The organism is Mesorhizobium sp. WSM4817, from assembly GCF_055811135.1.
On sequence record NZ_JBVVQQ010000003.1, the window covers coordinates 201,922 to 223,483 of the forward strand.

Genomic DNA, 21,562 nt, shown 5'->3' on the forward strand with positions numbered 1-21,562 from the left:
CCTTGACAATTTTCCGACGAACAGTTTAGCTGAACAAAATTGCATATCAAAGATAAATTGTTCACAGGGAGGTGCCTGGTGAACAAGAATGAGCCGACGACGCATCGCCGGAGCGCTGATGGAGGAGACAAAATGGCTGTGAGCAACGGTGCAAGCGAGTTGAAGGCTGGCCCAAATGCACAGGCCGCGGCGGGCGCGAAGCTTTCGGCGCTGTTCGCCGGAACCATGGGACCGCTAATCGGGCTGGTGCTGCTGTGCCTTGCGCTGTCGCTGACCACCGACACGTTTCTGACTGTCCGCAACATCCTCAACGTGCTCGACCAGGTCACGGTGCTCGGCATCATGGCGATCGGCATGACGCTGGTCATCCTGATCGGTGGCATCGACCTGTCCGTCGGTTCCGTGCTGGCGCTCGCCGCCATGGTGATGGGCTTCGTCGCCCATCCCGACCACCTCAATCTCGGCATGCCTGCCGGCATCGTCACAGCGCTTGTCGTTGCTGGGCTTTGCGGGCTGGTTTCAGGCCTGCTCGTGACCGTCACCAAGCTGCCGCCCTTCATCGCCACGCTGGCCATGATGTCGGTGGCCCGCGGTCTTGCCAACATGATCACCGACGGCTCGCAGATCATCGGCTTCCCCGACTGGTTCACCAGCCTGTCGATCATCCGCCATTTCGGCTTCCTGTCGGTCACCGTCGGCTTGATGATCGTTCTGGCCATCATCTTCGCGATCTTCCTCAACTATCGCGCGACCGGTCGCAGCCTCTACGCGATCGGCGGCAGCGCCGAGGTCGCCAGGCTGTCCGGCATACCGGTCAAGTCGCTGACCAACTGGGTCTATGCGGTCTGCGGCGTTCTGGCCGGGCTCGCCGGCATCGTGCTTGCGGCACGGCTTGATTCCGTCCAGCCGAGTTCCGGCTTCGGCTACGAGCTGGATACGATCGCGGCGGTGGTGATCGGCGGCGCCAGCCTGTCGGGCGGCGTCGGCTCGATCGGCGGCACCGCCATCGGCGTGCTCATCATCGGCGTGCTGCGCAACGGGCTGAACCTGCTCGGCGTGTCGCCCTTCATCCAGCAGGTGGTGATCGGCGTGGTGATCGCGCTGGCGGTGGCCACGGATACATGGCGGCGCAGAGCTCAATGAAGACTGGCGCGCAATGAAGAGTGGGGCGCATTAAAGAATTCACCCGGATGTCCGGGAGAACACGGATCGGTGATCCGAAACTGGGAGTTGTTCGGCCAAGGGGCGCCGTGATGCGCCGGCAGGACAGATTGAACATCAACGGAGGAAACACATGCTGACCAAACGTTCATTGCTGCTTGCTGCCGCAGCCGTCGTTCCGCTGCTCGGACTGTCCGAGATGGCCTCGGCCAAGGAGGCCAAGAAGCTTGGTCTCGCAGTCGCCAATTTGCAGGCCGATTTCTTCAACCAGATCAAGCAGTCCGTCGAGGCCTATGGCAAGGAAAAGGGCATCGAGATCGTCACCGTCGACGCCAAGGGCGATTCGGCGACCCAGGTCAGCCAGGTGCAGGACCTGATCACGCAAAACATCGATGCGCTGATCTACATCCCGGCCGGCGCCACCGCCGCCACCGTGCCGACCAAGACGGCCAAGGCTGCCGGCATCCCGGTCATCAATGTCGACCGCAACGCCGAGGGCGCACCCGGCGACACCTTCATCGCCACCAACAGCGTCGCATCGGCCAAGGCGGTTTGCGACTACATCGCCAAGCAGGCCGGCGGCAAGGGTGAGTTGATCATCATCCATGGCCAGAAAGGCACGACGCCCGAGGTCGACCGGTCGAAGGGCTGCGGCGAAGCGCTGAGCGCCTATCCCGACATCAAGGTGGTCGGCGAGCTATGGAGCGAAGGGTGGCACCAGGACGAGGGCTTCAAGCTGACGCAGGATCTGCTGCAGTCGCATCCAGACGTGTCGATCGTCATCGGCCAGGCCGACGCGCTGGCACTCGGTGCCGCGCAGGCAGTCAAGGTCGCCAATCCCGGCCACAAGGTCTGGGTTGCCGGCTTCGACGGCGACGTGGCGGCGCTCAAGGCTCTGAAGGGCGGCGTTTTCGACGTAACCGCGACGCAGCAGACACAAGGCATGGGCCGGCTTGCCGTCGATGCGGCGATCAAGCTGGTGGCCGGCGAAACCGTTCCCGCAGAACAGCTGCAGGATGCGACGCTGACCACCAAGGACAATGTCGATCAGTTCATCGCCAAACATCCTTAATATCAGGCATCCCTGATCGCAAAAGAGTCCGGTAGTTGATGAGCGGAACGATGTCCTTGGATCCCAGCCATACGCAGACCCCGCATCTGGGGCTCTTCGTCAGCGGCCTCTGCAAGAGCTACGGACCGGTGCAGGTCCTGGGCGATGCTAGCTTTGAGGTGCGGCCGGGCGAGGTCGTGGCGCTGCTTGGAGAAAATGGCGCCGGCAAGTCCACCGTTTCGAACATCATCGCCGGGTCGACCAAACCGGATGCCGGCAGCATCACATGGCGGGGGAAGCCGTATTCCCCCGCCTCTCCCGCCGCGGCCATCGACGCCGGCGTCGGCATGATCCACCAGGAACTGAAGCTGCTGCCGGACCTGTCGGTCGCCGAGAACGTCTATGTCGGGCGCCTGCTGATGCGCGGCGGCCGCATCGACCGCGCGGCCATGAATGCGCGGGCATCGGCCCAACTGAAGCGGCTCGGCCTCGAGGTCTCGCCGGAACGCAAGGTGGGCACGCTGCGCATCGCCGCCCAGCAGCAGGTCGAGATCGCCAAGGCGCTGACGCTCAATGCCGAGCTTCTGATCTTCGACGAACCGACAGCGGCACTTGGCAGCGAGGAAACGGAGCTGTTGTTCAAGCAGATCCGCAAGCTCAAGGCGGAAGGCATGTCCTTCATCTATATCAGCCACCGGCTGGACGAGGTCGCTGCGATCGCCGACCGCGTCGTGGTAATGCGCGACGGGCGCATTGTCGCCCGCCACGAGCGCGCCGACGTTCCGGTGCGCGCGATAGTCGAGCAGATGGTCGGCCGCAGCGTCGAGCGGATGTTCCCGCCGCTGTCGGAGCCGGGCAGCGAGGCGTTGCTCGAGGTCGACAACCTGTCCTCGCCGGAACGCAGTTTTCAGAATGTCAGCTTCTCGGTAAAGGCCGGCGAAATCCTTGGCATCGCCGGGCTGATCGGCGCCGGCCGCACCGAACTGGTGCGGGCAATCGCCGGCGCTGATCCGATTTCATCGGGGTCGGTGCGCGTTGCCGGCAAACCGGTGCACCTCACTGGCCCGGCGGCCGCGATCAAGGCCGGCGTCGTGCTGGTGCCGGAAGACCGCAAGGCGCAAGGCGTGGTGCTCGACCAGACCATCGGCGAGAATCTGGCGATCGGCAATTTCGACCATGTCGCGCCGAATGGCTGGGTGTTTCCCAAGGCGGTGCAGAAATTCGCCGAGGCCGGCATCGGCCGGCTCGGCGTCAAGGGCCGGCCTAACCAGGCGATCAGCAAGCTTTCCGGCGGCAATCAGCAGAAGGTGATCATCGCCAAATGGATTTCACGGCCGCCCAAGGTGTTCATCCTGGACGAGCCGACACGCGGCATCGATGTCGGCGCCCGCGCCGCGATCTACGATGTCATCGCCGAACTCGCCCGCTCCGGCATGGCGGTGGTGGTGGTGAGCTCCGACCTCGAGGAAGTGCTCGGCCTGTCACATCGCGTGCTGGTGCTGAGCCGTGGCCGCCAGCGAGGCATTCTCGACCGCAGCGAAGCAAGCAACGTCGCCGTCATGGAGCTCGCCACAAGCTGAGGGCGGCATAAAGGATCGGAATAGAGCGCAGCAGGTGATATCCTCCCAGGCACCGGACCGCGCGGGGCGCCAGTCAGGACTGGCGCCCCTTCCTTCCCAGGGCAGCGCGGGCGGCTCAACAGGAAAACATTTCGATGAAACTATTCGATCTTCATGGCGACGTTGCTCTCGTCACCGGCGCCGGCAGCGGCATCGGGCAAGCAATCGCCATCGGCCTGGCCGAGGCCGGCGCCGATATCGCCTGTTTCGGCCATGCCTCGAAGGGCGGGCTGGACGAGACCGCGCACAGGATCTCGGCGCTCGGCCGCAAGGCACTGGTGCTGACCGGCACAGTGACCTCAGAGGCCGATTTGGCAGCGGCGATCGAAGGCGCGGAGAAGGAACTCGGCGCGCTGACCATCGCCGTCAACAATGCCGGCGTCGCCGGGGCCGAGCCGGCCGAGACGCTGTCGCTGGAGAAATGGCAGAAGCTCTACGACGTCAATGTCAGCGGCGTGTTCCTGTCCTGCCAGGCCGAAGCGCGCGTAATGCTGACGCGGCGCAAGGGTTCGATCATCAACGTCGCCTCGATGTCGGGCTCGATCGTCAACCGCGGCCTGACCCAGGCGCACTATAATTCGTCGAAGGCCGCCGTCATCCACATGTCCAGGAGTCTCGCCATGGAATGGGCCGATCGCGGCCTGCGCGTCAACGTCGTCAGCCCCGGCTACACGCTGACGCCGATGAACAAGCGGCCGGAGGTCGCCGACCAGGTCAGGATCTTCGAGCGCGACACGCCGATGGGGCGGATGGCGGCGCCGGAAGAGATGGTCGGCCCGACCGTGTTCCTGGCCAGCCGCGCTTCGAGTTTCGTAACCGGCATCGACCTGATCGTCGATGGCGGCTTCGTCTGCTGGTAGGAGAGAACATGCAGAAGCGGTTCGAGGGAAAGACGGCGGTCATCACCGGCGCCAGCGGCGGCATTGGCGCGGCCATGGCCAGGCGCTTCGCGGCTGAGGGTGCTGCTGTCGTCGTCAGCGCCATCGACGCGCGCGTCGACGAGATCGCCGCCGGCCTTAAGGCGGAAGGCGCCAAGGTCGCATCGCTGCGCATGGACGTGACCAGGAAGGACGAGGTCGCCGCCCTCTACGATCTGGCCGAACAGCAGTTCGGCCGCATCGACATCTCCGTGCAGAATGCCGGCGTCATCACCATCGCCAGGATCGAGGCGATGACCGAGGCCGAATGGGACAAGGTGATGGCGGTCAACACCAAGGGCGTGTTCCTGTGCTGCCAGGAGGCGATCGCCCGCATCCGCAAGCATGGCGACGGCGGCCGGCTGATCAACACCGCTTCCGGCCAGGCGCGCCAGGGCTTCATCTACACGCCGCATTATGCCGCCTCGAAATTCGGCGTCGTCGGCATCACCCAGAGCCTCGCCAAGGAAGTGGCCAAGGAGAAGATCACCGTCAACGCGATCTGCCCCGGCATCATCGATACCGACATGTGGGCCTACAACGACGCCGCATGGGGCAGACTGATGGGCGACTACAAGCCCGGCGAGTTGATGGCAGAATGGGTGAAGAACATCCCGATGGGCCGCGCCGGCAGCGGCGAGGATGTTTCGGGCTTGGTCAGCTTTCTGGCCAGCAGCGACGCCGCCTATATCACCGGTCAAACGATCAATGTCGATGGCGGCCTGATCATGTCGTGAGGATGCTCCGACGGCATTCGAATTGCGCGCTGCAATTGTCTCTTCATCCTTTTCGAAGCCGGCGCCCCCCTCACCTGCCTGCCGGCATCCTCTCCCCGTATAGCGACGGGGAGAGGGGCGCTGTCGTCGCCGGTTTCGCAAATCGCGGGCGCAGCAAGTAGAGCGCCGACGTTGCGGCCAGCCCTTTCTCCCCGTCGCTATACGGGGAGAAATGCCCGGCAGGGCAATGAGGGGCGGCGCCGGCTTCGACAATCTGAAATGAATTCCAAATCTGCAGCGATTGCCCTGATCGAGATGGCATTAGTCATTGCGCGACATGAATGTTGGTATATATAATTTCATCTCATGAAAATGGCTTCGGCGACTGCCGAGAGCCGACAGCATGGGACCTTGATGGCTCGCAAGCTTGAGGGCGCCGCAAGAGCGGCGATCGATCCGCGGATCACTGCTTCGGCAGCACGGCAGCCATGACGCGGTCGCACGACCTCTTCATCGAATTGGGCATCATTCCCGTCTGCGCCGACTTCAGCGCCGACAGCAATTTGCTGCCAATGGACTTGCGCAACGACCAGCTTTTCCAACACAATCAAAAAGACGCAAGAAGGGAACGAACGATAACTTCCACCAGAGCTTGACAGGAGCACAGGCATGTCACTTCGGAGTTTGATTTCGAGATTATCAATGGGAGCCTTAACACTTGCCGCGGCAAGTGCACTGACGCCTTCGGCCCAAGCGGCGGCGCCAGAATCGAACGACCCTATCAAGATCGCGCTGTTCGACTGGACCAGCGTCAATCTGAACGCAAAGATCCTCGGCGGCATTCTTGAAAAGCTGGGATACACGGTCGAGTACCCGACCGCCGATTATCTCTCCAGCCTGACCACCGGCCTTACCAATGGCGATCTCGCTGTCGCCATGGAATTCTGGGACACGACGGCCGGCGAAGCCATGAAGGCCTCGGATGCGACCGGGCAGACCGAACGCCTCGGCCCGCTCGGGCCCAAGGCCAAGGAAGAATGGTGGTATCCCGAATACATGAAAGAAAAATGCCCGGGTCTGCCGAACTGGGAGGCGCTGAAGGACCCGAAATGCGCCGAGGCCTTCTCGACCGCCGAAACGGCGCCGAACGGCCGCTATCTCGGCGGCCCGGTGACATGGGAAGGTTTTGACGACGAGCGTGCCGCGGCGCTGAAGCTGCCCTTCACCGTCATCCATGCCGGCACCGACGCGGCGATGTTCGCCGAGCTGGATTCGGCCTATCAGCGCAAGGCGCCGATCATGCTGTGGGTCTATTCGCCACATTGGGCGCCGGCCAAATACAAGGGCGAGTGGGTCGAATTCCCCGACTATACGCCGGAGTGCTACACCGACCCGAAATGGGGCGTGAACCCCGAGGCAAAGTATGACTGCGGCAAGCCGCATGGCGAGATCTGGAAATATTCCTGGGCCGGCATGAAGGACAAATGGCCGGTCGCCTACAAGGTCGCGAAGAACTACACGATCGACACCGACGAGCTCAACAAGATGAGCGGCCAGATCGATCTTGAAGGCAAGACGCCAGAAGACGTCGCCGCCGCCTGGATCGCCGCCCACGAAGCCGACTGGAAAGCCTGGGCCGAGTGATCGTTCCAACTGGAAACTGCGAGACCCGGTCATTCATGGCCGGGTCTCTATCCCATATTCCAGAAGGACGACTGCATGGCCGATACGACTGAACAGGTGCCGCAAACGGCAGGCACGCCGAAGGATGCCCGCCCGATAAAACTTGCCTGCCGCAACGTCTGGAAGCTGTTCGGCGCGAACGCGGCCAATTTCATCCGCCAGCGCGACGGCAAGGCCAGCATGGCGGAGGTCGCCGCGGCCGGGCTGGTCGGCGCGGTGCGCGCCGTCGACCTCGAAATCCGCCAGGGCGAGATCTTCATCATCATGGGGCTTTCGGGGTCGGGCAAGTCGACGCTAGTGCGCTGCATGTCGCGGCTGGTCGAGCCGACGCATGGCAAGGTCGAGTTCGAGGGCAAGGATCTCCTCAAAATCTCCGATGCCGCGCTGATCGAGCTGCGGCGCCACCGCATGGGCATGGTGTTCCAGAATTTCGCCCTGCTGCCGCATCTGAATGTGCTGGAGAACATCGCCTTTCCACTGGGCATCCAAGGGCAGGACCGGCCGACGCGCGAGAAGCGCGCGCGCGAAGTGATCGAGCTTGTCGGTCTGCGCGGCCGCGAGCATTTCTATCCGCGTGAGCTTTCCGGCGGCCAGCAGCAGCGTGTCGGCATCGCCCGCAGCCTCGCCACCAAGCCGGAAATCTGGTTTCTCGACGAGCCGTTTTCGGCGCTCGATCCGCTGATCCGCCGCGAGATGCAGGACGAGCTGATGCGGCTGCAGACCATGCTGCACAAGACCATCGTCTTCATCACCCATGATTTCGACGAGGCCATCCGGCTGGCCGACCGCATCGCCATCATGAAGGACGGCGAGGTCATCCAGATCGGCACCCCGGAACAGCTGGTGGTCAACCCGGCGACCGACTATGTCGCCGAGTTCACCCGCGACGTCGACCGCGCCAAGGTGATCTCGGCGCGAAGCCTGATGCGCGCCTGCGACGGCGCCGAGCATGGCGGCGTGGTCGCGCCGGATGCGAAGATATCGAGTTTTTCGGCCGATATCGTATCGGCCGGCAAGCCGTTTGCTGTCGTCAACGGCACCGGCAAGCCGATCGGCGAAGTCACGCCGCAAGCGGTGATCGATCTTCTGGCCGGCATCGAGCGTTCCGGGGCCAACGCATGACGGTGACGGCAAGCGCCAGCGAGGCGAGATCGCGGCCGGTTCAGCTCTGGCTGGTGGCCTGGGCCGGCGCGCTTGCCGCCGTGCTTGCCGTGTTCCTGCTGCAGGACAGGCTGCCCTGGGCGGTCAATTATCCGGCGAGCGCAATCGTTCCGGTCGCCGACTGGGTCGGCGCGCTGATGAGCCTGATAAAGTCGAACTTCTCCTGGTTGACGCGCTCGATCACCGCGGCGCTCGGCGTGCCGCTCGATTTTGCGCTCGGTCTGCTCGCCAAGAATTTCAAGATCGGCCATGGCGCCGACATGCTCGTCCTGCCGCGCCTGTCCTGGGTTGGCGTCTGCATCGCCGCATTCCTGGCCGGACGTGCCGCCGGAGGCTGGAAGCTCGGCGCGCTGGTCGGCGGCTGTTTCCTCTACATCGCGCTGTTCGGCCAGTGGACCAGCGCCATGCTGACGCTCGGGCTGATCTCCATCGCCGTGCCGTTCTGCATCGTCACCGGATTGTTCGTCGGCATCTGGGCGTGGCGCAAGCCATGGGCGGAGAGGCTGCTGATCTCCCCTGCCCTCGACCTGATGCAGACCATCCCGACCTTCGCCTATCTGATCCCGATGCTTCTTTTGTTCGGCAACAGTCCGGTTTCGGCGATGATCGCGACGGCCATTTTCGCGACGCCGCCGATGGTGCGCGCGACGATGCTGGGGCTGTCGCGGGTGCCGTCCGAAATCGACGATTTCAGCGAGATGGCCGGCTGCACGGCGCGCCAGAAACTGTGGCGCGTGCTGCTGCCTTCGGCGCGTCCGACATTGATGGTCGGTGTCAACCAGGTCATCATGCTGGCGCTCAACATGGTGATCATCGCTTCGATGATCGGCGCCGGCGGCCTCGGCTACGACGTGCTGTTAGCGCTCAGGGCGCTGAAGGTCGGCGAGGCGATGGAAGCCGGCCTTGCCATCGTGGCGCTGGCCATCGCGCTCGACCGGCTGAGCCAGGCGCTCGCGCGCAATCATGCGAAGGGCCATGTCTATCAGGAGGTCAGCCCGAGCTTCTGGCGGCGCTACCCCAATCTGACGATGGCCGTCGCCATCCTTGCAGCCACGACGCTGCTTGGCCTGTTCGTGCCGGCCTTCGCCGCGGTGCCGAAGGCGATCACCTTCACCACCGCGCCGATGTGGAAGACAGCGGTGAGCTGGATCACGATCAACTTCTTCGACACGATAGAAGCGTTCCGCGTGGCGCTGATCCTCAATGTGCTGAACCCGGTTCGCGCCTTCTGCGAGGGCTTCCCGTGGCTGGGCGCGGTATTCCTGCTCGGCCTTGCCGGCTACCAGCTCGGCGGCCTGCGCCTCGCCGCCCTGGTCGCGGCGCTGACCGTCTTCTGCGCGGTGACCGGCCTCTGGGAAAAGACCATGGCGACGGTCTACCTGTGCGGCATCTCGGCCTTCATCGCCTGCCTGATCGGCATTCCGATCGGGCTGATGGCATCGCGCAGCGACCGTGTCGAGAAGATCGTCACCCCGATCATCGACACGCTGCAGGTGCTGCCGTCGTTCTGCTTCATCATTCCGGTGGTGATGCTATTCAGAGTCGGCGACGTGACGGCGATGATCGCGACCGTCGCCTTCGCCGTGGTGCCGGCCATCCGCTACACCAATCACGGCCTCAGGCAGGTGCCGCCGGCGCTGATCGAGGCGGCAAAGGTGTCGGGCTGCACCAAGCGCCAGACGTTCCTGCGCGTCCAGCTGCCGCTGGCGCTGCCCGAGATCATGCTCGGCGTCAACCAGACGATCCTGATGGCGCTGGCGATGATCATCATCTGCGCCATGGTCGGCACCCGCGATCTCGGCCAGGAGGTGTTCATCGCGCTGTCCAAGGCCGATTCCGGCCGCGGCATCGTCGCCGGACTGGCCATCGCCTTCATCGGCATCGTCGCCGACCGGCTGTTCAACGCCTGGACGGCCAAGGCGCGGGCAAGGCTGGGATAGCCGGAAATAGTGGATCGCGCGTCCCACCTTCGTCTTGCCCAAAATGCATCCCAAGCTGGCTTCATGCTGAAGCGCCCCACCGTGATTCTCGCCTTCCTCCTCATTCTATCCGTCGCTGCCCACGCTGCCGATGGCCTGGAGCAGCGGCTTGGAAAGCTCCTTGACGAGGCCGAACGCCTGACGCCGCTGCGCACGGTTGCCATCGCGCATGAGGGCGCAGTGGTGGCGGAGCGCGGCTATCGCGGCCACTCTCCGGCGCGTCCTGCCAACATAAAATCGGCCTCCAAGTCGATCATCTCGGCGCTCGTCGGCATCGCCATCGACAAGGGCGTGCTGCAAGGCACTGACCAGAAGATCGCTCCGCTTCTTCAGGCCAACCTGCCAGCCGACGCGGATCCGCGTCTCCAGCAGGTTACGATCGGTCATCTGCTTTCCATGCAGGCCGGGCTAGGTCGGACCTCAGGCCCAAACTACGGGCGCTGGGTGGCAAGCGACAACTGGGTGCGGGCAGCGCTCGCCATGCCCTTCGACGATGAACCGGGCGGCACCATGCTCTATTCCACCGGCTCGACGCATCTGCTTTCGGCGATCCTGACGCGGTGGACCGGCCGCTCCACGCTGGAGCTAGCGCGCGAATGGCTGGGGCCGCAGCAGGGCTTTTCCATCGCCGCCTGGGACCGCGACCCACAGGGCATCTATCTCGGCGGCAACCAGATGGCGATGAGCCCGCGCTCGCTGCTCGCCTTTGGCGAGCTCTACCGCAGCGGCGGGAAGAGCCGCAGCGGACGGCAGCTCGTGCCGGCCGATTGGATCAAGCTCTCCTGGCAGCCACGCACCGCCTCGCGTTTCACCAGTGACGGTTATGGCTATGGTTGGTTCATCCGTCAGATCGCGGGCGAAACGGTCTTCTACGGCTGGGGCTATGGCGGGCAGATGGTCTATGTCGTGCCCGGGCGCGCGTTGACCGTGGTCATGACTTCGGACGAAAACGGCCCCGCCGGCCGCAGCGGCCACCGCGACGATCTCCATGCCCTGCTCGGCCGGGTCATTGAAGCGACGAAAGAGGTGCGCGAGGCTCGCAGCGAGTAATGCATGTCGCGCAAGCTGTGTGGCGAGGAAGCCGCTACTCCGCCGCCACCCCTTTCACCTCGAGATAGGATTCCATCGAATCGTCCATCGCCTGCAGCCAGGCCGTGTGGTGCAGCGGCGCCATCGTGCCGGTCATCAGCGAGCGATAGGCATTGTCGCGGAATGTCATGATGTTCTCCACCTTGTGGTGTTCCCACTCCATGAAGGTCTGATTGACCGCCTCGACGTCGAAGCCTGGATAGTCGGTCTGCTCCATCAACTCCCTGGTGTAGTCGCCCTGGAACCAGATCATCTGCTCGGCGTCCTCCAGCGTTTCCTCACGCGCCCGCCATTTCCTGCCGTGTTCCGCCATTGCCTCGGCCGAAGGCAACTTTATGCGGCCCATGATGACGTCGCGCGCGAACCAGGCCTGCGCGTCGAACATGTTGAACGTGTAGAACTGGTCCTGCATGCCGATATAGGACAGCTGCGGGTTCTTCTCCCAGACGACGCCCTCGTATAGCCCGTCCGGCCACATGCGGTTGGCGGTCTTGAGCTTCAGATCCTCGGTCAGGAACGGGAAGGAGTGGAGGTAGCCGGTGCACAGGATGATGGCGTCGACATCGCTGGTGCTGCCGTCCTTGAAATGCGCGGTCTTGCCGACGACCTTCTGCAGCAGCGGCACTTCCTTCCAGTTGTCGGGCCATTTGAAGCCCATCGGCTTCGAGCGGTAGCTGGAGGTGATCGATTTGGCGCCGTATTTGTAGCATTGCGAGCCGATGTCCTCGGCCGAATAGGAGCGGCCGATGATCAGGATGTCCTTATCCCTGAATTCCATGGCGTCGCGGAAATCATGGCTGTGCAGGATGCGGCCGTTGAAGGTCGAAAAACCTTCGAAGTAGGGAACGTTGGGCACGGAGAAGTGCCCCGAGGCGACGACGACGTTGTCGAACTCCTCCGAATAGGTGACGTCGTTGGTGCGGTCATGCGCGGTGACGGTGAACTTTTTCGTCGTGTCGGAGAAGGTCACCATGCGCACCGGACTGTTGAAGCGCACCCATTGGCGCACACCGGATTTTTCGACGCGGCCCTTGATGTAGTCCCACAGCACGGCGCGCGGCGGATAGGAGCCGATCGGCCGTCCGAAATGCTCCTCGAACGTATAGTCGGCGAATTCGAGGCATTCCTTCGGCCCGTTCGACCAGAGATAGCGGTACATCGAGCCATGCACCGGGTCGCCATGCTCGTCGAGGCCGGTGCGCCAGGTGTAATTCCACAGGCCGCCCCAGTCGGACTGCTTTTCGAAGCAGACGATTTCCGGAATGTCCGCACCCTTGTCGGCAGCCGACTTGAAGGCTCGAAGCTGGGCCATGCCGGACGGCCCGGCTCCGATGACGGCAACACGACTTTTCATTGCGGGCCTCCCGGTCTCATTTCTCTAACGAAACAAATTTCACTGACAGGACAGTAATTGCCCCTTCGATGCTGTCAACAGGCCTTCTGCTGAAACCACGTTTCACCAATCGGATTTTCAGCAGAACCGCATGGCGGAAACCCGGAGAGCACGCGTTCGACATAAAGTGGCTTGCCGTCGCAGTTGCGCTCTGTGTCAGCAGCGAATATGTTCACCCTGAGTGAAATTAATCTGCAGGACCGGCTGGCGACATGGCGAAGAAAGCTTCCAGTTTGAGGAATGGCGCCGCCGCCAAGGCCAAGCCACAGCCGAAGGGCGTGGCAACGATCCGGACGCCACTGACCCAGGACCCGCACGCCGTCCGCGACACCCGCGAAAAAGTCCTGGAGGTCGCAATCGGCCGCGAGGTGCGGGCGTTTCGCAAGAAACTCGGCATCACTGTTGCCGATCTTGCCGCTGCCACCGACATTTCGCTTGGCATGCTGTCGAAGATCGAAAACGGCATCACCTCGCCGTCGCTGACCACCTTGCAGGCGCTGTCGCGGGCGCTCGGCGTTCCGGTCACCGCCTTCTTCCGCCGCTTCGAGGAAGAGCGCAGCGCTGTCTTCGTCAAGGCCGGCCAAGGCCTCGATGTCGAGCGGCGGGGTACGCGCGCCGGCCATCAGTACAACCTGCTCGGCCATATCGGGTCGAACACCAGCGGGGTCGTCGTCGAGCCCTATCTGATCACGCTGACCGAGGATTCCGACGTGTTTCCGACCTTCCAGCACGAGGGCATGGAGTTCCTCTACATGCTCGAAGGCGAGGTGGTTTACCGGCACGGCAGCAATCTCTATCCGATGAAACCCGGCGACAGCCTGTTCTTCGACGCCGACGCGCCGCACGGCCCGGAACAGCTGACGCAACTGCCGATGCGCTATCTCTCGATCATCTGCTATCCGCAGAGTAGCGCGGTTTGAGCGGCTTCGGACGCAAGCGAAGTCCCCTCATTGAGCGCCGTGGCCGCGAAGCGGCCGGATGGAATGTTACAGGTCCAGGCTAGAACCGCTCTATCTCTTTGTTTATGCGCAATTCCCTAGGGAAAGCGCTATGCGCTTTCCCGGGAAAGCCGTTTCACGCTTTTCCTGGAATTGCTCTAATGCATGTCGCGCAAAAGTGTGCAGCGGTTTTGCGATATCGACATGCATGAAACAACAACCTAAAGCGCGTCGCATGGGGCCGGTCAAATGCGATGCGCTTTAGGATGACGGCAGGCCGAAGGCCGCAAACAAGCTGGGGCCGAGCGGCGGCACATAGATCGTCAGGGCGGCGATACCGCCCTCGGCGGGCTCGATCACATGCAGCGAATGGGCTCGCCACGCAGGGTCATTCTGGCTGCGGGAATAGACCCCGACTGCCGGCTGGGCATTGGCTCCAATGGCTACGGTGCGGAAGCCCGAAAAATTGCCCCAGATGGTCTCGAGGAAACTGCGGATCGCCGCGCGTCCACGATACCATTCCTGCCAGGGCGGCATGCGATAGGTGGCGTCCTCCCGCAGGAGTTCGATCAGGCTGTCGAGATTGGCGGCCTCCCAGGCTCGCATGTAACGTTCGAGCAGCAGGCCTTCGTCGGGGTTGGGCTTCGATCGATGGATGGGACGTCCTTGGGGATATCGCGCCGCAAGGGTTATGCGGGCCCGCTGCAATGCGCTGTTGATCGAAACCGTCGACCCGCCCAGCAATCCCGCCGTTTCGACAGCCGACCAGCCCAGCACGTCGGAAAGCAGTAGAGCGGCGCGCTGCCTGGGCGGCAGATCCTGGATCGCGGCGACGAAAGCGAGTTGGACGGCTTCGCGGGTCTCGTAGCGCGCTTCCGGACCCGGCTCACCATCAGCGCGGCCCGGTAGCTCTGCGTCCGGGTAAGGCTCCAACCAGGTGACCTCGGCTGCAGGGCCGCCTGTGGCCATCCCGTGGGAAGCCGGCCGTTCGGGCTGCTGGAGAATGCGATTCGCCCTCGACCTGGCCTTGAGCGCGTTGAGGCAAGAGTTGGTCGCGATCGTGTAGAGCCAACCGCGAACCGAACCCCGCCCATCGAACTCCGATCTTGCGCGCCAGGCGCGCAGAAGCGTGTCCTGGACAAGGTCGTCCGCCTCGTGCAGCGAGCCCATCATGCGATAGCAATGGAGCTTGAGCTCCCGGCGATGGGCAGCCGTGAACTGTTCGAAGGCCAGCCGATCGAGGATCGGCTGGCCCGGCTCACGTACCGGCTTGAGAGGTGCCTGCGAGTCTGTCATGCGGATCCGGCAATTTTGAGTTTGCATTACGCGCGTCTCAGGCGGCCGGCGCAAGTCCGCTCGCGCTCACTGCGAAGGAACATCCTTGCGATTGTTGGGTGGCGAGTGCCACCACCGCCCGTCCGACGTCGGCCGGCGTCTGCATGTCGAGGATGCCCGCGATGAACTCCATGGGCCGGACGCCCCTATAGGCCGAAATGCTCTCGATGCCGGCGTCGCCCACGCCGGTCCCTGGCATGATGCGCATAGGCGCAAGCGCCATGAAGCGCAGGTCGAGGCCGCGCCGATCCGATTCCTTCTGGCTATGACCGGCCAGGAACATCTGCATGCGTTTTGCGCCGGCATAGCCGCCGGAATTCGGTGGCCCCCCGGTCAGAGCCGCGCCGCTGGAGATCAGAACAATCCGGGCGCCCGGTTTGAGCGGACGCCGAAGCGCGGCCTTGCAAAACAGAAACGACGCCTTGACGTCCGTTTCCCAGTTTGCGGAGAACGCCTCCCAGTTCTGTTCATGTAGGGGCGCGGAGGGGGCAAGAGCACCTGCGCATATCACCAGGACGTCCGGTTCCAGCGCGGCGAAGACCTGATCGGGAGCGATGTCCACAGTTGCATCGACCGCGAACGTCTTCACGCCCGAAGTCTCCCGGGCAAATTCCGCCAGGGTCTGTTCGCTGCGGGCGACTGCGAGGACCGTCGCTCCCTCGCTGAGGGCGGCTTCTACGATCGAGCGGCCGACACCACGGCTTCCTCCAACGACGACGACATTCTGACCTTGTAACAATCTCATGGACCCACCTTGCTATCCGGGCAGCTGGACCATCCAGGCACGCCCATTGATAAGGACAGCGCAGGCGGTCTGAAATCATCGGTGCGGGGTCAAAAACCTTCTCAGGTGATCGGAAGCGCCGGTGCAAGCCTCCTTAATCCGGCCCGAAGCCGGGCGATGTCGGGCTGCCGTCGTCCAGCTTCGACAGCCATTCGACCAGCGTCGCGCGGTAGCGTGTCAGGCCTTTGTAATTGGCGAGCTCTTCGGGAAGGTCGCGGATGACGCGGTGCAGGCGCCGCGCCCATTTCGGCTGGGTCACCAGCTCGTCCATTTTGATGAGATAACAGCGGATCGGGAAGACGATGCCGTTCGAGCGCGGCAGCCGCCAGAAGCTCTGCAATTCGACACGCAGATGGACCTTGTCGCCGACGTTTTCGGGCGTCACCGTCGCCCGGTCCGGACCCCATTTGTGGTAATTTTCCGGGCTGGTGTCGAGGCGCGGATTGATCGTCATCGTCCAGTTCAGCCGCCGCGCCGGCTTGCCTTGCTGGATATTGGTGAGGAATTTCAGCGCCCGGACGAATATGCCCTTCTCATGCGCCAGCGGCACCGGCGCGTGCCACTCGAAGAAGTTCATGCCGATGTCGAAATCGAGCGACCAATCGGCCTGGGTGGTGACCATGCCGGCATCCATCCACAGATTGCCGTCACGCTGGTCGAGGATGCAGAAATCGCCTTGCGATTGCCGCGTGATGTATTCCATCGGCCCATAGGGCAGTGTCGACACGTCGCCGAAGGTGAAGCTGTCGTCGATGCCGAGCGGCCGATTGATCCAGCGCCATCTGTCGCCGTCGCGCGTCAGCGTGAAATGCTCGGGATAGCCCAGCGCCTGCTGTTCCATCAGAAGTTCGAGCAGGTCCCAGCCGGCCAGCGTCATGTGCGGCAGTGACTGGCAGCGCAGCGGGTCTTCCGCCAGCACCAGCGCGCGGTCCTGCATCTCGGCGACATAGTGCTCGTCGACGTCGATCAGGTTTTCGAACGCGCTGCCCTTCGGTCCGACGACGTGCGGCTCGATGTTGACCGCATACATGTAGCTGTCCTCGTGGAACGGGAACGGGAACCGCCTGATGTGCTCCGGGCTGTTCCTGAAGGTGAAGTCGTTACGGAACGTTTCGTTACGAAAGGTGATGCCCAGGCTCGCCTCCTATCTTTCCAGAACCAGCGACCTGCCCTCGAAGCGCGAGACGCAGGGCATGATCTTCTTGCCGCAACGGTGCTCTTCCTCGCTCAGCCAGTGGTCGTTGTGGATGAAGTTGCCGTCATGCGCGATGACATTGGTCTCGCACTGGCCGCAGACGCCGCCGCGGCAGAGATAGGGCGGATCGACGCCTGCCGCCTCGATCGCCTCGAGCAGGCTCTGCTGCTCGTCGACGCGGATCGTCTTGCCGCTGACCGCCAGCGTCACCTCGAACGGGGCACCGGGCTGCGGAGCGGCAAAATGCTCGAAATGCACGGTTTCCGCCGGCCAGCCCAGCGCAGCGGCGCGATCGCGCACCCAGCCGATCATGCCCGACGGGCCGCAGACGTAGAGATGCGTGCCGAGCGGCTGCGACGACAGCAGCCGGTCGAGCTCGATACGCTCGTCGCGATCGTCGTGATAGAGCCTGACCCGGCGATCGTAGCGCTCCTTGAGCACATCGGCATAGGTGCCGAGCGAAGCCGTGCGGCAGGTGTAATGCAGCTCGAAATTGCCGCCATCCGCCGCCAGCTGCGCGGTCTGCGCCATGAACGGCGTGATGCCGATGCCGCCGGCCAGCATCAAATGCTTCCTGGCGCGCAGGTCGAGCGAGAACAGATTGACCGGATAGCTGATCACCATCTCATGGCCGGGCCTGACAGTGCTGTGCATGAACAGCGAGCCGCCGCGGCCGGCATCGTCGCGGCGCACCGAGATGGTGTACTCGCGCGTGTCGAGCGGCGAGCCCATCAGCGAATAGGGATTGAGCCTGGTCCGCTCGCCGTCGCGCATCTCCACCACAACATGGGCGCCGCCGGAGAATGTCGGCAAAAGCTGCCCGTCGCGCCGGCGGAAATGGAAGCGCGTTACCAGTTCGTTGACCGGGACGACATCGCTCACGACGACGTCAAGCTTGGTGGTGCCGGTGCTCATCGAAAGATCTCCTCCGCCGGAGGAATTTCGCTGCGGTCTTCCGCGTTGATGCAGACGCCCTGGAATGCGGCGAGGCGCCTGGAATAGTGATCGCGTACCAGAAGAAGCAGGCCACAATGCGAGCAGGTCGCCGGCTGCGTCGTCACGTTTTCGGTGATGCCCTTGCAATGAACGCATTGGACGCGGCGCGCCAGCGAGCCGCGATGTTCGGTCTGGATCGAGGTGTGGTCGATGCCGGCTTCGAGCGCCGCCTGCATGGCCTGGCCGATCAGCCCCTCGGTGCCGGCGAGATAGAGGCGCAGGCCCATATGCGCGTTGGCCAGCGTCTGCTTCAGCCGCGGCAGGGCGCTGGCGAAGGACGATCCCTGATAGAGCTGGGCCGGCTTCAGCGCTTCGAGCGCGGCGACATGCTGGCCCTCATTATCGGGGATGAAAATAATATGGGCATCGGCAAAAACACCGTCGGGCGCCTTGGCGGCCAGGTCTGTTATCGCCAGCGCGCCTTCTGCATCGGCCACGAAAAGATGGTGCTTGCCGGGCTGCGGAGACAGGGTTCCGTAGACCGGCCGGCTGATGATGCTTTTCGCTGCCATCCTCTCAGTATGCCTCAGCCTTTCGCCGTGCGCTTGGTCTTCTTCGGATCGTCGAATGGAAGCGGCTCGGCCGTTGCGCTGATGGCGCCACTCTGGTTGCGGATCTCGAGCCTGGTGCCCTGGACGGCACAATCGACATCGAGCCGGGCAATGCCCATCGATTTCTGGACCAGCGGCGAATACATGGCGCAGGTCACCACGCCGACCCTTTTGCCGTCGCGATAGACCGGTGCGCCCTCGTCGGCCGGCTCCTTGCCTTCGAGCAGCACGCCGAAGATCTTGAAGCGTTCTTTGCCCTTGAGGCGGTAGTGCTCCTCGGCCCCGCGAAACCCTGTCTTGCCGGGGCTGACGGTAAAATCGAGGCCGAGTTCCCACAGCGTGTCGCCGGGGCCTTCGTTCTCGAACGGATATTTCTGCGAATTGTCGTAGGGGTAGAACAGGAGGTAGCTCTCGACGCGCAGCATATCGAGCGTGGTGAACCGGCACGGGATGATGCCGGCGCTCTTGCCCTCGTCGAGGATGGTGTCCCAGATCGTGCCGGCATCCTGGCCACGGCAGAAGATCTCGTAGCCGCGTTCGCCGGTGTAGCCGGTGCGTGAGATCATCACCGGAAGACCGAACAGCCGGGTCTGCATGTGATGGAAATAGGCGAGGTTGCGTATGCCAGGCACATGCTTTGCCAGATAGTCGACTGATATCGGTCCCTGCAGCGAAAGGTCGTGCAGATTGTCGTCAAAGCGCAGCGAGACATCGCGGCCCATGGCGGCGCGCTGCAACTCCTCATGGCCGGTGCCCGAACCATGCACGACCATCCAGGCATTCGGGCCGGTGCGGTAGAGGATGCAGTCGTCGGTGAATTTGCCGGCCTCGTTGAGCATGCAGGCATAAGCCGACTTGCCGGGATATATTTTCTCGACGTCGCGCGTCGTGGCGAGGTCGATCAGGTGCGAGGCATGCGGCCCGGTGATGTGGACCTTTTTCAGGCCCGACACATCCATCAGCCCGGCCTTGGTGCGGATGGCGATGTACTCCTCGTCGGCGTCCTTGTCGTAGGTCCAGGCCGTGCCCATCCCGCTCCAGTCTTCGAGCTTCGAACCGAGCGCACGATGGCGATCCGCCAAGGTCGAAAATCTCCAGGATGCGGTCATGGACTTGCTTCTCCTCACAAGATTGCCGGCGTTCGCCGCTCAAGGGCACTGAGGCCATGCGACGGTCCGCGCCATATTGACTCAAAACTCCAAAAGCGCGCAATACTAAGATGCAAAAAGTTTTACTCAGAGGCAAGGAACGCAACTGAACGGAGGGGACATGAAATGGAAGGGAATCTCAACGCTCTAACGACCATTTTCACGGAATTCTATTACTGGGTGACCATCGTCATGATGTTCCTGATCCATGTCGGGTTCTGCATGTACGAGGTCGGCGTGTCGCGTCGGCGCAATCATCTGAAAACGCTCATGAAGAACGCGATGGCGATTCCGCTCGTCACGATCACCTTCTATTTTTTCGGCTGGTGGATCTATTTCGGCTTCCCCAACGGGCCGGGCATTGCCGGCGGACTTGTCACCGCACCATTTGCCGAACCATGGAATCCGCTGATGGGCACCCATCTCTCCGGCGTCAATCCGGGCGAGACGGGGGTCACGCCCACCGACGCGGCGCTGTGGCATCGCCTCAACGGCGTGTTCTGGGGCGCCTTCCTGCTGTTTTCCATCACGACGGCGTCGATCATCTCGGGCTCGATCATAGAGCGCGCGCGCTCTGGCGCGTTCTGGATCGTCGCGGTACTGATTGGCTCGGTCCTGTGGATCCTCGACGCCTCCTGGGGCTGGCATCCGCAAGGCTGGATGGTGAAACTCTGGGGTTATCATGATGCGTATGCATCGGGGGTCGTGCACGCTATCGCCGGCGGAGCGGCGCTCGCTTTTCTCATCGTTCTGGGTCCGCGCATCGGCAAGTTCAGGCCCGACGGCACGCCGCGCGACATCCCGCCCCACAATGTCTGGCTGGTCACGATCGGCCTGTTCCTGATCTTCACCGGTTTCTGGGGCTTTTATGCCGCGTGCAACATTCCGTTGATCAGCCCGGCCACGATTGCCGGCCAGATCACCGGCGAGACCTGGACGGCGACGAATATCTATCTCGCGCCGACCACGCTCTCGGCGGTCACCTTCAACTTCCTGATGTCGCTGTCGGGCGGTATGCTGGCCGGCTACATCGTCTCGAAAGGCGACCCGTTCTGGACGTTCTCGATGGGGCTTTGCGGCATCATCTCGGCGTCTGCCGGCAACGACCTCTATCACCCGATCCAGGCGATGCTGATCGGCGCGATCGTCCCGAGCATCTGCTACAAGCTGCACTATTTCGTCGAGCGCCGCTTCAAGATCGATGATGCGGTCGGCGCCGTTGCGGTGCACGGCTATGGCGGCTTTCTCGGCGTCGTGGTGGCGGGCTTCATGCTGTGGGGACAGCCGTCCTCGCCCTATGAGGGCTTCGCGCACATCAACCCGCTCGGCAATTTCGCAGGTGCGGTGTTGATGTTCGTGCTCGGCTTCGTCCCCACCTTCGTGGTCTGCAAGATCCTCAACAGCATGAACCTCCTGCGCGTGCCGAAAAAGGTCGAACTCGAGGGCGTCGACTTTGCCCTCAACCATGCGTTCGAGGCGTCGGTCCGCGAACTGGGAACCGCCGAGAAGGCCATGATCAAATAGTCAACCGACAAGTAGTCAACCGACAGGGAGAACCGCAATGTCGACCAATGGAATGGAAAGCTGGGCCGTGGACCTCAAGGACGTCGGCGCGATCTACCCGTTTCAGGGTTCTGAAGTGGTGATGGTGATCGTCGGCCTCGTCTTCTGGATCGGGTGGCATGTCCTCCAGACGCGCCAGGAGAACGCTGAGATCGAGGCCGATATGGCGGCGGATCGCAGCGGCGAGGAGACCAGAAAGGCGATCGATCGCCATTAGACCGGAATAAGGCCGTCTGGCGCGTCATTTGCGCCGGACGACTTGTCCAAGATGAAAAAAACTTTC

The 21,562-nt window shown here is 63.1% G+C and carries 20 protein-coding genes; 12 read left to right on the forward strand and 8 right to left on the reverse strand.

What is annotated here, in order from left to right:
• The first annotated feature begins 132 nt into the window (after window positions 1-132).
• From AC0L2K_RS05875 to AC0L2K_RS05895, 5 genes are all read left to right on the forward strand, one after another.
• Window positions 133-1,143, forward strand: a complete 1,011-nt coding sequence (locus AC0L2K_RS05875; RefSeq protein ID WP_236387908.1) for an ABC transporter permease — start codon at window positions 133-135, stop codon at window positions 1,141-1,143.
• A gap of 151 nt (window positions 1,144-1,294) precedes the next feature.
• On the forward strand, window positions 1,295-2,233 hold the full coding sequence (locus AC0L2K_RS05880) for a substrate-binding domain-containing protein (RefSeq protein ID WP_473530844.1): 939 nt from the start codon (window positions 1,295-1,297) through the stop codon (window positions 2,231-2,233).
• A 50-nt stretch (window positions 2,234-2,283) separates the two neighbouring features.
• On the forward strand, window positions 2,284-3,792 hold the full coding sequence (locus tag AC0L2K_RS05885; protein WP_473530845.1) for a sugar ABC transporter ATP-binding protein: 1,509 nt from the start codon (window positions 2,284-2,286) through the stop codon (window positions 3,790-3,792).
• Between the two features lie 134 nt (window positions 3,793-3,926).
• On the forward strand, window positions 3,927-4,691 hold the full coding sequence (locus AC0L2K_RS05890; protein ID WP_473530846.1) for an SDR family oxidoreductase: 765 nt from the start codon (window positions 3,927-3,929) through the stop codon (window positions 4,689-4,691).
• A gap of 8 nt (window positions 4,692-4,699) precedes the next feature.
• Window positions 4,700-5,485 carry an SDR family oxidoreductase gene (locus AC0L2K_RS05895; protein WP_128167753.1) on the forward strand — a complete coding sequence of 262 codons (786 nt, stop codon included), beginning with the start codon at window positions 4,700-4,702 and terminating at the stop codon, window positions 5,483-5,485.
• A gap of 442 nt (window positions 5,486-5,927) precedes the next feature.
• Here AC0L2K_RS05895 and AC0L2K_RS05900 read toward each other — a convergent pair whose 3' ends face one another.
• Window positions 5,928-6,050: a hypothetical protein gene (locus AC0L2K_RS05900; RefSeq protein ID WP_268931792.1), complete on the reverse strand. Its 123-nt coding sequence runs from the start codon at window positions 6,048-6,050 to the stop codon at window positions 5,928-5,930.
• An 83-nt stretch (window positions 6,051-6,133) separates the two neighbouring features.
• Between AC0L2K_RS05900 and AC0L2K_RS05905 the strand changes: the two genes are divergently transcribed.
• From AC0L2K_RS05905 to AC0L2K_RS05920, 4 genes are all read left to right on the forward strand, one after another.
• On the forward strand, window positions 6,134-7,108 hold the full coding sequence (locus AC0L2K_RS05905; protein ID WP_128167754.1) for an ABC transporter substrate-binding protein: 975 nt from the start codon (window positions 6,134-6,136) through the stop codon (window positions 7,106-7,108).
• Window positions 7,109-7,183: 75 nt separating this feature from the next.
• A complete protein-coding gene (locus AC0L2K_RS05910; RefSeq protein WP_287175624.1) occupies window positions 7,184-8,269 on the forward strand; it encodes a quaternary amine ABC transporter ATP-binding protein in 1,086 nt (361 codons plus the stop codon).
• Window positions 8,266-10,248: an ABC transporter permease gene (locus AC0L2K_RS05915; RefSeq protein ID WP_473530847.1), complete on the forward strand. Its 1,983-nt coding sequence runs from the start codon at window positions 8,266-8,268 to the stop codon at window positions 10,246-10,248. Before AC0L2K_RS05910 ends, AC0L2K_RS05915 begins: the two co-directional genes overlap by 4 nt.
• A 63-nt stretch (window positions 10,249-10,311) precedes the next feature.
• Window positions 10,312-11,337, forward strand: coding sequence for a serine hydrolase domain-containing protein (locus tag AC0L2K_RS05920; RefSeq protein ID WP_473530848.1), 1,026 nt, complete (start codon window positions 10,312-10,314; stop codon window positions 11,335-11,337).
• 34 nt (window positions 11,338-11,371) lie between these two features.
• Here the strand turns inward: AC0L2K_RS05920 and AC0L2K_RS05925 are convergent, their stop codons facing one another.
• Window positions 11,372-12,730 carry an NAD(P)-binding domain-containing protein gene (locus AC0L2K_RS05925; protein WP_473530849.1) on the reverse strand — a complete coding sequence of 453 codons (1,359 nt, stop codon included), beginning with the start codon at window positions 12,728-12,730 and terminating at the stop codon, window positions 11,372-11,374.
• Window positions 12,731-12,981: 251 nt separating this feature from the next.
• Here AC0L2K_RS05925 and AC0L2K_RS05930 point away from each other — a divergent pair, with 251 nt between their 5' ends.
• A complete protein-coding gene (locus AC0L2K_RS05930; protein WP_023799471.1) occupies window positions 12,982-13,689 on the forward strand; it encodes a helix-turn-helix domain-containing protein in 708 nt (235 codons plus the stop codon).
• 279 nt (window positions 13,690-13,968) lie between these two features.
• On the opposite strand, the gene AC0L2K_RS05935 is transcribed toward AC0L2K_RS05930, so the two are convergent.
• From AC0L2K_RS05935 to AC0L2K_RS05960, 6 genes are all read right to left on the reverse strand, one after another.
• Window positions 13,969-15,003: an RNA polymerase subunit sigma-70 gene (locus AC0L2K_RS05935; RefSeq protein ID WP_023799472.1), complete on the reverse strand. Its 1,035-nt coding sequence runs from the start codon at window positions 15,001-15,003 to the stop codon at window positions 13,969-13,971.
• 37 nt (window positions 15,004-15,040) lie between these two features.
• A complete protein-coding gene (locus tag AC0L2K_RS05940; RefSeq protein ID WP_473530850.1) occupies window positions 15,041-15,787 on the reverse strand; it encodes an SDR family oxidoreductase in 747 nt (248 codons plus the stop codon).
• A 133-nt stretch (window positions 15,788-15,920) separates the two neighbouring features.
• The gene (locus AC0L2K_RS05945) at window positions 15,921-16,961 is read right to left on the reverse strand and encodes a heme-dependent oxidative N-demethylase family protein (RefSeq protein ID WP_128167760.1); all 1,041 of its coding nucleotides are present in this window, start codon (window positions 16,959-16,961) and stop codon (window positions 15,921-15,923) included.
• Window positions 16,962-16,970: 9 nt separating this feature from the next.
• Entirely contained in the window at window positions 16,971-17,936 is a 966-nt protein-coding gene (locus AC0L2K_RS05950) for a PDR/VanB family oxidoreductase (RefSeq protein WP_023799475.1), read from the reverse strand.
• A complete protein-coding gene (locus AC0L2K_RS05955) occupies window positions 17,933-18,529 on the reverse strand; it encodes a dimethylamine monooxygenase subunit DmmA family protein (RefSeq protein ID WP_473530851.1) in 597 nt (198 codons plus the stop codon). Before AC0L2K_RS05955 ends, AC0L2K_RS05950 begins: the two co-directional genes overlap by 4 nt.
• Window positions 18,530-18,543: 14 nt before the next feature.
• Entirely contained in the window at window positions 18,544-19,677 is a 1,134-nt protein-coding gene (locus AC0L2K_RS05960) for an aminomethyl transferase family protein (RefSeq protein ID WP_473530852.1), read from the reverse strand.
• A gap of 165 nt (window positions 19,678-19,842) precedes the next feature.
• Here AC0L2K_RS05960 and AC0L2K_RS05965 point away from each other — a divergent pair, with 165 nt between their 5' ends.
• Together AC0L2K_RS05965 and AC0L2K_RS05970 are read left to right on the forward strand one after the other, a co-directional pair.
• A complete protein-coding gene (locus AC0L2K_RS05965; protein WP_287061587.1) occupies window positions 19,843-21,240 on the forward strand; it encodes an ammonium transporter in 1,398 nt (465 codons plus the stop codon).
• A 37-nt stretch (window positions 21,241-21,277) separates the two neighbouring features.
• The gene (locus AC0L2K_RS05970) at window positions 21,278-21,496 is read left to right on the forward strand and encodes a hypothetical protein (RefSeq protein ID WP_128245540.1); all 219 of its coding nucleotides are present in this window, start codon (window positions 21,278-21,280) and stop codon (window positions 21,494-21,496) included.
• The last annotated feature ends 66 nt before the right edge of the window (window positions 21,497-21,562 follow it).